The following is an 11,272-nucleotide window of genomic DNA, read 5'->3' on the forward strand; positions in this document are numbered from 1 at the left end:
GTCATGATGGTAGAGTCCGGCGGCTTTCGCTTCGTTGACCATTGGGGCAGTTGGTGGTTCTAAGGTAATAAACACAGCCATTGCTGCCGTTTCACGTTGCATATCCCCGCGCAATTTTGCAATATCACCGCGCCCTACGCCACCAGATTTCACTTGCAGGATGATTTTGGCATTATCTGTGTTATTTGTTCTAAAGTAGGCAACCCCATCAATGCCAGAATCAGCCCCTTTCTTTTGGTTAATGACCGCGCGGTTGGTTGTGTATGTCAGGACAGCCCACTTCTCAAATTCCTTACGAACACGGTCATCTTTTTTGTTAGCAAGTGCATGAGCTGAGTCCATATCACGTGGTATGCCGTCTAGTTTGACATTATCTGCAACTATTTTCCCAAAATGGTCTTCTATTCGTTTTAATATCAGGGCTATGGATTGATACGTAATATCCATCCCTATCCATTTGCGTTTTTGGTCTTGTGCTACGGCAATAGTGGTTCCGCATCCGCAATAGGCATCTAAGACCATATCACCTTCATTTGAACTAGCTTTAATAATACGTTCGAGCAACGCCTCAGGTTTTTGTGTAGGATATCCCAAGCGTTCTTTTGACTGTCTATTAAGGGCTGAGATAAACCACCAGTCCTCTGGAACTTTTCCCAATGGGTTTACTTTGTATTCTTTTCCATTTACTATTTTCCTGCCGCTACTGATATAACCACCCGTACTCTCATACGGTACCCGTATAGCATCAGCATTGAACGTGTAATCATCCGTATCGGTTTTTGTATAGTACAAAATAGCATCATGTTTCCGAGGCCACCCCTTTTGAGGTCGTCCACCCAATCTATAGGCCCAAATGACCTCATTACGAAATTCGCCACCATTAGGAACGAATATGCTATCCGTTATCAGTTTTAAATAATGACTGGCCGTGGGGTCACAATGCAAATAGAAACTTCCTGTTTTCTTGAGAACGCGTTGGATTTCGGTAATCCTGAGTGTCATGCTAATTAGGTACGCAAATAGATTGCTTGTACGAAGTGCATTAGATAAACCCTTTACCAATTCAATAGTTTGTTTTGTATACCTGCCTTGAGGGTTATCAAGGATTTCTTGGAATCCTTCTCTAGCTCTATCATCCCAAGTCCAGGTATCAATGAAGGCCTGAGTTTGCGCTCGGTCTTCGGTTCCGATATCGTTGTAAATCTGATTATATGTTCGTTTTGAATTGAATGGTGGGTCAATGTAGCATAGGTCAATCGTTCCGGTTCCTATATACTTTCGCAAAACTTCTAGGTTATCACCGTAATAGAGCATATTGCTTGCCATATTATGCCCCCTTGCTCTGCCGCTCTATATAAGAGACTCGCTTTATCTAAAGCCCCCGAAAAGGCAAAAAACAACAGTCCTTTAGTTTGCTGGTCTGGAATTTTCACGATAGCCGAGCGTAGATGAGCTAAGGTTATTAGCTGCGCTTTGCCAAAGAGGTCTTCGACATAGCCCCTGTCAGCATTAGAAGGAAGTTTCACCCCTTTCGGATACCACTCTTTTAAGTCATAATCCTCTAGTTCTTTGGGCGAAGCGCCGCGCACAAACCCCACGATTGGCCATATCTCCTCTTCTATCCGGCGGTAGGCTTCCCAGTAAGCGTTAAGGTCAACAGGAGCCAGGCAGGTCTGTCTGGTGATAAAAGCAGCTAATGGGTCGAGGTCTAGGCAAACCGCTCGTCTTCCATTGGCTAGAGCTTCAGTACCGGTAACCCCACTGCCACAGAAGGGGTCAACGACAAGTCCACCTTCGGGGCAGAAGTGGCGGATATATTCACCCACTACATTTGACGGCTGCTTGGTATAGTAAGGGTGTATCTTATAGTGCCACGCTTTTGCTTTTTCTGCCGGGAAGGCTCGGCGGATGGGTTCTATGGTTTTGCTGGTTACTACCTCTTCCATAGTTGTCTTTTTCTTTGTCTTGGGTCTTCACTCCCTCTCTCTTGTAGACATAACGTTAGAAACAACTCCTTGAGGCTAATTAGCTTCGAATTGTTCCCCTTTTTAGAATACTGCTATTTTGTGCCTGTTTCTTCATTATTCAATCTACTCCCACTCGATAGTCGAGGGGGGTTTGGAGGTAATGTCATAGACGACGCGGTTGACCTCAGGGACTTCATTGACAATGCGGTTGGAGATCCGCGCCAGGACATCATAGGGCATGCGCGCCCAGTCCGCGGTCATGGCATCCTCACTGGTCACGGCGCGGAGCGCAATCAGGTAGCCGTAGGTACGGTAATCGCCCATCACCCCCACGCTGTGGACATCGGTCAGTACGGCAAAGGTCTGCCATAGCTGCCGGTAGAGATTGGCCCTCTTAATCTCGTTCATGACAATAAAATCAGCCGAGCGCAGTATCTCCAGCTTCTCCGGGGTAACCTCACCGATAACGCGAATGGCCAGGCCGGGGCCGGGGAAGGGATGCCGCCAGACCATCTCCTCCGGCATACCCAGCGCCAGGCCCACCTTGCGCACTTCGTCTTTGAAGAGATAACGCAACGGCTCAATCAACTTCAGCCTCATCCTGGCCGGAAGCCCGCCGACATTGTGATGGGTCTTTATCTTGGCGGAGGCGGTACTCCCGGAAGCGGCGCTTTCGATAACATCGGGGTAGAGAGTACCCTGCGCCAGAAAGTCGACCGTGCCGATGCGGTTAGCCTCCTCCTCAAAAACCTCGATAAACTCCTCCCCGATGGCTTTACGCTTTACCTCGGGGTCGGTTATCCCTTTGAGCCGGTCAAGAAACCGCTGACTGGCATCAACATAGACGATACTCATCCCCAGATTATCCCGGAAGACCTTGGCGGTCCGCTCCACTTCCTCGCGGCGCAGCAGCCCATTATTGACGTAGATGCAGGTAAGCTGATCGCCAACCGCCCGGTCGATGAGGGTCGCCACTACCGCCGAATCGACCCCTCCCGAGAGAGCGGTAATAACCTTACCCTTCTCCACCTGCTGCCTGATACCGGAGAGGCTCTCATTGATGAAGTTACCTATCGTCCAGTTGCCCTTGCAGCCGCAGATACGGTAGGCGAAATTCCGCAGGATAGCTTTCCCCTGCGGGGTATGGGCTACCTCGGGGTGGAACTGAATACCAAATAGACCGTCCTCATTGCCCATCACCGCCACAGGTGAGTTCTCGGTATAGGCCAGAGCTTTAAAACCGGGGGGCATTTCTTCGATTCTGTCGGCATGGCTCATCCACACCGGCGAGGCATCCTCCAGGCCGGCAAACAGGGGGGAGGCGGCATCACTGAAGTGAAGAATGGCATGCCCATACTCACGTTTTGTCCCCGGCGCAACCTGTCCACCCAGTTGCTTGGTGATAACCTGCATCCCGTAACAGATACCCAGTACCGGCAAATGGCTCTCATAAATATAGGCCGGAGCCAGGGGGGCGCCTGGTTGATAAACGCTGGCGGGACCCCCGGAGAGTATAAACCCTTTAGGCTTGAGGGAAGCTATTTTCTCCCAGGGAGTATCATAGGACACCAGTTCGCAGTAGACCTGGCACTCCCGTATCCGCCGTGCGATGAGCAGGCTGTACTGAGAGCCGAAGTCAATAACGACTATCGCCTCACGCTCAACAGTCACCGTCTCTCCGGCGGCGGTAGCCGGCTCGCCGCTTATCTCTTTGGCAATCTCCAGGTAGGTGGACACCTCAATATCGCCCGTGGTGGCTACCCGGTGGTCTGTCTGCGGGCCAGGCTGTGGTTTTTTCTCAACTTCATCCATTTTAATCAAAGATTACCATTGTGCTATACTATCGTCAAGAGAAATTATCCCGCCGCCAGTAAAATCGGGGTGAAATTTTCCTGAGCACTTGCCATCAGACCGGGAAGAGCGCCGTCCCTCTGAACAGAGTAGAAAATTGACCGGGCTTTCATTAAACATCAGGCAGCAGACCGACCAGGGCATCGCCATCCTCAAACAGGGGGGGATAGTCGCCTACCCTACGGATACTGTCTACGGTCTCGGAGCCAGCGCCGCCATTCCCCGGGCGGTGGAGCGGATATATGAGGTGAAAGAACGTCCGCGGAATATGCCGCTACCCTTACTGCTGGCAGACCTAACGCAGATAAGCGAGGTCGCTGATCCGGTGCTGCCCGCCGCCTGGCTTTTAATCCGCCGCTTTCTGCCCGGCGCCCTGACCATAGTATTACCCAGGTCAAGTTCCGTCCCTGATAACATCACCGCGGGAGGCAATACCATCGCCATCCGTATTCCGGCCCACCCCGTTCCCATCGCCCTCATTAAAGGCCTGGGAGCGCCCATCGTCGGCACCAGCGCCAACCTGAGCGGTAAGCCAAGCCCGCTGACGGCGGCGGAGGTCCGCTCTCAACTTGGTGATAAGGTAGATTTAATCATTGATGGCGGCCCATGCCCGGGTGGAAAGGAATCTACTATCGTGGACATGACCGGGAAGATACCGGTAATCCTGCGGGAAGGGGCGGTACCCAGAGAAAAACTGGAGCAACTTTACGACAAAATACTGCTCAAGAAAGGGAACTAAAATGCGTATTGCTATTGGCTGTGACCACCGGGGGGTGGAACTCAAACAGGTTATTATCAGACTGATTACTGACGCCGGGCACAGTTACCGGGACTTCGGCTGTGAGTCCGCTGACCCGGTGGACTACCCTGATATTGCCCGGAAGGTAGCGGAAGCTGTAGCCGGTAAAGACTTTGACCGGGGCATTCTGATATGCAGCACCGGCATCGGCATGTGTATTGCCGCCAATAAGGTCAAGGGGATAAGGGCTGCGCTGTGTCATAATGCTTTTACCGCCTGCCGCGCCCGTCAGCATAATGACGCCAACGTCCTCTGCCTGGGAGCCGAAGACAGCCACGAACCGATATCCGAAATCACCGATGCTTTCCTTACCTGCGAGTTCGAGGGAGGCAGGCACCAACACCGGGTGGACAAGATAAAAAAGATGGAAGGCTAGTCCATCGGCCGGTGATTTTCCCGTGAGGCTGGTTGACAATATATGTTAACTATGTTAGTCTATCAGCACGATGAATTATCAACTCGCTATTTTAGTACTGGTTATCCATACATAATCCGGCCGGTGGGTCGTCTCAGTAAGGGCCGTCCCCACAGGGGCGGCTTTTTTATTAACCGAAAATAGCGGGAAAAACGGAGACAAACATGAAAAGCGATATGATTAAAAAGGGAATAGAACGCGCGCCTCACCGGGCGTTACTGCACGCTCTGGGCTGCACCATAGCCGAGATGGATAAGCCCTTCATCGGGGTTATCAATAGCTTCACCGAGATTGTCCCCGGCCATATGCACCTGCGGGAAATCGCCGAGGCAGTTAAATCAGGAGTACGCAGCGGCGGCGGTGTTCCTTTTGAGGTCAATACTATCGCCGTCTGTGACGGCATCGCCATGAACCACCCCGGCATGAAGTACAGCTTGCCCAGCCGGGAACTGATTGCCGATTCGGTGGAGATAATGGCTGAGGCCCATGCCTTTGACGCCCTGGTCTTTATCCCCAACTGCGATAAAATTATCCCGGGCATGCTGATGGCGGCGGTAAGACTGAACGTCCCGGCCATTTTCATCAGCGGCGGCCCGATGCTGAGAGGATATTTGCCCACTGAAGATGGATTCAGCAATGTTGACCTCAGCTCCGTCTTTGAAGCGGTGGGCAAGGTAAGCGGCGGGCAGATGACCGAGGAAGAACTGGCGCGACTGGAAAAGGTAGCCTGCCCCGGCTGCGGCAGCTGCTCGGGAATGTTCACCGCCAACACCATGAACTGCCTGACCGAGGCACTGGGCATGGGTCTGCCCGGTAATGGCACTATTCCCGCTATCGATACCAGAAGGCGTCAGTTAGCCAGAGCCGCCGGGGAACAAATTTTGACGCTGCTTGATGACAATCTACGCCCGCGGGATATCATTAATCAGGACTCCTTACACAATGCCTTCACTGTTGACATGGCACTGGGCGGCAGCACCAACTCGGTGCTGCACCTAATGGCGGTAGCCCATGAGGCGAGAGTGAACTTCCCGCTGTCAATGATAGGTGAAATCAGTGAACATACGCCACAGTTATGTAAACTAAGACCTGCCGGCGATTACCACATCGAGGACCTGGACCGCGCCGGCGGCATCGCGGCGGTGATGAAGGAACTACAAGGACTGTTAAACCTGAAGGCAAAAACTGTATCCGGAAAAAGCGTGGCTGAGATTATCGCTGATAAACAGACCCTGGACAGAGAAGTCATCCGTTCCGCGGCTGACCCTCACTCGCCTACCGGCGGTCTGGCGATTCTCTTTGGTAACCTGGCGCCGGAAGGGGCCGTCGTCAAAAAGGCAGCGGTAGCCCCGGAAATGATGGTACACTGGGGCCCGGCCAGAGTCTTCAACTCTGAAGAAGAAGCCACGCAGGCCATCATCAACCGCAGCATAAAACCGGGTGAGGTGGTAGTTATCCGCTATGAAGGACCTAAGGGGGGGCCGGGGATGAGAGAGATGCTCACCCCTACCTCTCTACTCAGTGGCATGGGGATGGACAAAGAAGTCGCCCTGATAACTGACGGGCGCTTTTCCGGGGCAACCCGCGGGGCAGCCATCGGGCATATCTCCCCCGAGGCTGCCAGCCGGGGACCTATCGCCGCTCTGGCTGACGGGGATATTATCAAGATTGATATTCCCAATGGCAAGCTTGACGTAGAACTAAGTGACCGGGACCTGTCCGACCGGCTGGCTCGTCTGACCGATTTCGAGCCCAGAGTAAAAACGGGTTACCTCAGAAGATATGCCGGGAGAGTGTCTTCCGCGAGCACCGGAGCCGTGTTTAGAGAGCAGGAGGAATAACGATGAAGATGACTGGAGCTCAAATTATCTGTGAAGGTCTGGTAAAGGAGGGGGTAGACGTCATTTTCGGTATCCTGGGCGGAGCGGTATTGCCGCTGTACGATACCTTACTGCAATACCCCCAGCTTCATCATATCCTGGTACGGCATGAGCAGGGCGCCGCTCATGCCGCTGACGGCTACGCCCGGGTTACCGGCAAGGTAGGCGTCTGCTTCGCCACCTCCGGCCCCGGAGCGACCAACCTGGTCACCGGCATCGCCAACGCTTACCTTGACTCCGCTCCCATGGTGGCGATAACCGGCCAGGTAGCCAGGCCCTTTATCGGCAAGGACGCTTTTCAGGAGGTGGATATTACCGGCATCACGCTGCCTATTACCAAGCATAATTACCTTGTCCTTGACGCCGGATCATTAGCCAGAACCATCAAGGAAGCTTTTTACCTGGCCCGGACAGGACGGCCCGGGCCGGTGCTGATTGATGTGCCTAAGGACGTTTTCACCGAAGAGGCAGAATTTAGCTACTCGGGGAAGGTGGATTTACCCGGCTATAAGCCTACGCTCCAGGGACATCCGGCGCAGATTAAAAAAGCAGTCAAACTGATTAATGAAGCCCGGCGCCCGTTAATCATCGGCGGCCGGGGAGTAATTATCTCCGAAGCCTATGCCGAGCTGAAACACCTGGTGGAAACCGCCCAGATACCGATTGTTACCACTCTACTGGGCATCGGCTGTTTCCCGGAGAGCCACATTCTGAACTTCGGCATGCTCGGAATGCATGGTATGGCTTACGCTAATATGGCGGTGAATGCCGCCGATGTTGTCATCGCCATCGGTATGCGCTTTGATGACCGGGCTACCGGAAGGGTGAGCGGCTTTGCGCCTAATGCCCGTATTGTCCACATCGATATCGACCCGGCTGAAATCGGAAAGAATGTCCGCGTCGATGTGCCTATCGTCGGCGATGTCAAGGATGTCCTCGGTAAACTAAACAGCCTGATAACAAGCACCGAGCATATCCAGTGGTTCGAACAACTGGACAACTGGCGCAAGGAACACCCGCTAACCGATGTGAACGGTAGTGATGGACTGTTGCCCCAGTACGTCGTCGATCAGATATTTGAGGTAACCGGAGGTGCGGCGACTATTGTTACCGGCGTAGGACAGAACCAGATGTGGGCGGCCCAGCACTACCTCTACGATAAACCGAACACCTTGATTTCATCAGGAGGGTTGGGCACAATGGGCTTCGGGCTGCCGGCAGCTATCGGCGCCAAGATAGGCCGTCCCGATAGCACCGTCTGGCTCATTGACGGGGATGGCAGCTTCCAGATGAACATACAGGAACTGGCCACCATTGCCCAGGAAAATACGGCGGTGAAGATAGCCATAATCAATAACGGCTACCTGGGGATGGTACGCCAGTGGCAGGAACTCTTCTACGGGAAACGGTATGTCGCCACGCCCCTCTCCTGCCCCGACTTCGTTAAAATTGCTGAAGGGTACTGTATTCCCGGAATGAGGGTTAATATCAGAGAAGAAGTGGCGCCGGCTATTGAGCAGGCTATGGCGGAGCCGGGTCCTTTCCTGATTGATTTTATGGTAGAGCCGGAGGAAAACGTCTTCCCGATGGTGCCGCCGGGCGCATCCTTATCCGAGTTTATCGAGCAACCCAAAGCACCAGCTAAGGCACTGTCTGGTTCCACCGGGCCCGTAAGCAACATCTGAGACCGCGAAGGAGGAGGCAACATGCCAGCGACAAAGCATACTATAGTGGCTCTGGTCGAAAACAAACCCGGCGTACTCAGCCGGATGGCAAGCCTTTTCCGAAGGCGCGGTTTCAACATTGAAAGTATCGCCGTAGGTCATAGTGAAACGCCCAACCTGTCACGTGTGACCATTGTCGTTGACGGCGCCACAACCGTGATAGAGCAGGTCAGAAAGCAACTGGATAAGGTCATTGATATTATCAGGGTAACTGACATCAGCGGAACTGACCTGATTGCCCGGGAACTGGCTTTGATTAAGGTAAAAGCCACTTCCAGTACCAGAAGCGAGATTATGCAGATTGTGGATATCTTCAGGGCTAACATCGTCGATGTTGGCACTGATTCAGTAACCGTCGAGGTTACCGGCGACGAGGATAAGATAAACTCCCTGTTCAATTTATTGAGCGTATTCGGTGTCAGGGAGTTAGCCAGGACCGGACGCATCGCCATGACCAGAGGAGGTTCAAATCCTTTAGGCGGAGAAAAAGGGCAGTCCCGGGCCGTCCGTAAAAAACAAGCAGGCTAGATATTGATTTTCTGCGCAAGGTGAAGTATTATCAAAGCCACAACAGCGGGGAGGTATAACACAAAATGTACAAAAGAATGCTGGTACCCCTGGATGGCTCGGAGCTTGCCGAAGACGTTTTCACTTATGCCAAGGAGCTGGCGCCAAAACTAAATATAGATATTATTTTGCTCAATGTCTGCCCCCCGGAAACAAATGAATTTATCCCCATGCACCAGGCTTATATCGACCATGCGGCTGAGGTCCTCAAACGCCAGCTACCAAAGACCCCAAAATCAAAGGAGGAAGAACCGGCCGGTAAGAGAATAAAAATGAGCGGCGAACTAGCCGTGGGATACCCCGCTGAAGAGATTATCCGCTATGCTGAGGAAAACAAGATCGACCTGATCCTGATGGCGACCCACGGTCGCTCCGGTCTCAAGCGCTGGACACTGGGAAGTGTAGCCGACAAAGTCCTGCGCGCCTCAAAGATCCCCGTTTTACTGATACATCCCCGTGTCCCTGATGAGATTATTTATGATAAGTGGCCAAAGCAGACGTTACTGGTACCGCTGGACGGCTCCGAGCTGGCGGAATCAGTGCTGCCGCATGTTGAAACCCTGGCCAAACAGCGGGGATCCAGAATGGTTGATGTAACCCTGCTCCGAATCTGCGAACCCCCGGCTATCCCGTCTTATTACGCTCCCGAACTCCCTGACGCACCACTGAACTGGGGGGAATACATGCAGCAGGAGACAGCCAGATGCAAGCAGGTAGCTACCGAGTATCTGGGCAAAGTGGAGGAGCGACTCAAGAAAAAGGGGATTAGCAGCGTACGTTCGGAGATACTGGTAGGCAGGACCGCTGACCAGATAGTTGACTACGTGAATAAAAATCCTTTTAGTATCATCGTGATGGCAACTCACGGACGCTCCGGACTGAGCCGCTGGGTCTATGGCAGTATCACGGAGAATGTCTTACAGGCGGTCTGCTGCCCGGTGCTGCTGATAAGAACCAATTAGCAAACATAATAAATATATAGAAGGGGGAACAGTGATGGCAACAATCTATTACGATAGCGACTGTAACCTGGAACTGCTCAAAGGCAAAACAATCGGCGTTATCGGCTACGGCAGTCAGGGACATGCCCATGCCCAGAACCTCAAGGATAGCGGCTGTCAGGTAGTGGTCGGCTTGCATGATGAAAGCAAGAGTCGGGATAAAGCCCAGGCTGACGGCCTTAGGGTGCTCAACGTGGCTGACGCCACCAAGGAAGCGGATATCCTCATGATACTGGCTCCGGACCAGGTACAGCGGACTATCTACTATCAATACATTGAGAAGGGCCTGTCCAAAGGCAACATGCTGATGTTCGCCCATGGCTTCAACATCCATTACGGGCAGATTGTTCCCCCGCCCGATGTTGACGTTGCCATGATAGCCCCCAAGTCTCCGGGGCACATGCTGAGGCAGCTTTATACTGAAGGCATCGGCCCGCCGGCACTGCTCGCAGTCCACCAGAACATTTCCGGCAAAGCCAAGGAGATGGCCCTTGCCTATTCCAGGGGTATCGGCTGCAGCCGGGCCGGGATAATCGAGACAACCTTTGCCGAAGAGACTGAGACTGACCTTTTCGGTGAGCAGACGGTGCTCTGCGGCGGCGTTACATCGCTGATAAAAGCCGGTTTTGAGACGCTGGTTGATGCTGGCTATCAACCGGAAATAGCCTACTTTGAAATCCTCCATGAGCTTAAACTCATCATTGACCTGATTTACCAGGGCGGCCTGGGCTACATGCGCTACTCGGTCAGCGATACCGCCGAGTACGGCGATTATTCCCGCGGGCCACGGGTCATTGATGATATGGTCAAGGAAGAAATGGGGCAAATCCTGGCCGAGATTCAGGACGGCAGCTTCGCTAAAGAATGGATACTGGAGAACCAGGCCGGGCGTCCGGTCTTTAACGCCCTGAAGCGTATGGAGGCTGACCACCTCATTGAGGAGATTGGCGCCGAATTACGCCAGATGATGCCCTGGCTGAAGAAGAAATAAAATCGTAAACAGGCAGAAATTGGACAACATAAGAGACTACCATAAACTGAAACACCGGCATGAATTTACTCTCGCTG

General features: G+C 52.9%; 10 protein-coding genes. 7 read left to right on the forward strand and 3 right to left on the reverse strand.

Annotated elements, in window-relative coordinates; genetic code table 11:
- The 3 genes from Q8Q07_07750 to guaA form a co-directional block, all read right to left on the reverse strand.
- Positions 1-1,326 (reverse strand): DNA methyltransferase (locus Q8Q07_07750; protein ID MDP3880178.1); only part of this gene is annotated, 1,326 nt, incomplete at its 3' end.
- Complete coding sequence (locus Q8Q07_07755) at positions 1,290-1,946, reverse strand: DNA methyltransferase (GenBank protein MDP3880179.1); 657 nt, start codon at positions 1,944-1,946, stop codon at positions 1,290-1,292. The genes Q8Q07_07755 and Q8Q07_07750, both read right to left, overlap by 37 nt.
- A 144-nt stretch (positions 1,947-2,090) precedes the next feature.
- Positions 2,091-3,779, reverse strand: a complete 1,689-nt coding sequence (gene guaA / locus Q8Q07_07760) for a glutamine-hydrolyzing GMP synthase (protein MDP3880180.1) — start codon at positions 3,777-3,779, stop codon at positions 2,091-2,093.
- Positions 3,780-3,915: 136 nt separating this feature from the next.
- On the opposite strand from guaA, the gene Q8Q07_07765 reads away from it, so the two are divergent.
- The 7 genes from Q8Q07_07765 to ilvC all read left to right on the forward strand — a co-directional run bounded on the left by Q8Q07_07765 (position 3,916) and on the right by ilvC (position 11,195).
- Positions 3,916-4,557 carry an L-threonylcarbamoyladenylate synthase gene (locus Q8Q07_07765; protein ID MDP3880181.1) on the forward strand — a complete coding sequence of 214 codons (642 nt, stop codon included), beginning with the start codon at positions 3,916-3,918 and terminating at the stop codon, positions 4,555-4,557.
- A gap of 1 nt (position 4,558) precedes the next feature.
- A complete protein-coding gene (gene rpiB, locus Q8Q07_07770; protein ID MDP3880182.1) occupies positions 4,559-4,993 on the forward strand; it encodes a ribose 5-phosphate isomerase B in 435 nt (144 codons plus the stop codon).
- A 203-nt stretch (positions 4,994-5,196) separates the two neighbouring features.
- Complete coding sequence (gene ilvD, locus Q8Q07_07775; protein ID MDP3880183.1) at positions 5,197-6,873, forward strand: dihydroxy-acid dehydratase; 1,677 nt, start codon at positions 5,197-5,199, stop codon at positions 6,871-6,873.
- A gap of 2 nt (positions 6,874-6,875) precedes the next feature.
- Positions 6,876-8,597 carry a biosynthetic-type acetolactate synthase large subunit gene (gene ilvB, locus Q8Q07_07780; GenBank protein ID MDP3880184.1) on the forward strand — a complete coding sequence of 574 codons (1,722 nt, stop codon included), beginning with the start codon at positions 6,876-6,878 and terminating at the stop codon, positions 8,595-8,597.
- A 21-nt stretch (positions 8,598-8,618) separates the two neighbouring features.
- On the forward strand, positions 8,619-9,164 hold the full coding sequence (gene ilvN, locus Q8Q07_07785) for an acetolactate synthase small subunit (GenBank protein ID MDP3880185.1): 546 nt from the start codon (positions 8,619-8,621) through the stop codon (positions 9,162-9,164).
- 65 nt (positions 9,165-9,229) lie between these two features.
- Positions 9,230-10,165 (forward strand): universal stress protein, encoded by a 936-nt coding sequence (locus Q8Q07_07790; protein MDP3880186.1) that lies wholly within the window; start codon positions 9,230-9,232, stop codon positions 10,163-10,165.
- 34 nt (positions 10,166-10,199) lie between these two features.
- A complete protein-coding gene (ilvC, locus tag Q8Q07_07795; GenBank protein ID MDP3880187.1) occupies positions 10,200-11,195 on the forward strand; it encodes a ketol-acid reductoisomerase in 996 nt (331 codons plus the stop codon).
- Positions 11,196-11,272 lie beyond the last annotated feature (77 nt).

The sequence above is a fragment of the Dehalococcoidales bacterium genome (assembly GCA_030698765.1).
Taxonomy (GTDB): domain Bacteria; phylum Chloroflexota; class Dehalococcoidia; order Dehalococcoidales; family UBA2162; genus JAUYMF01.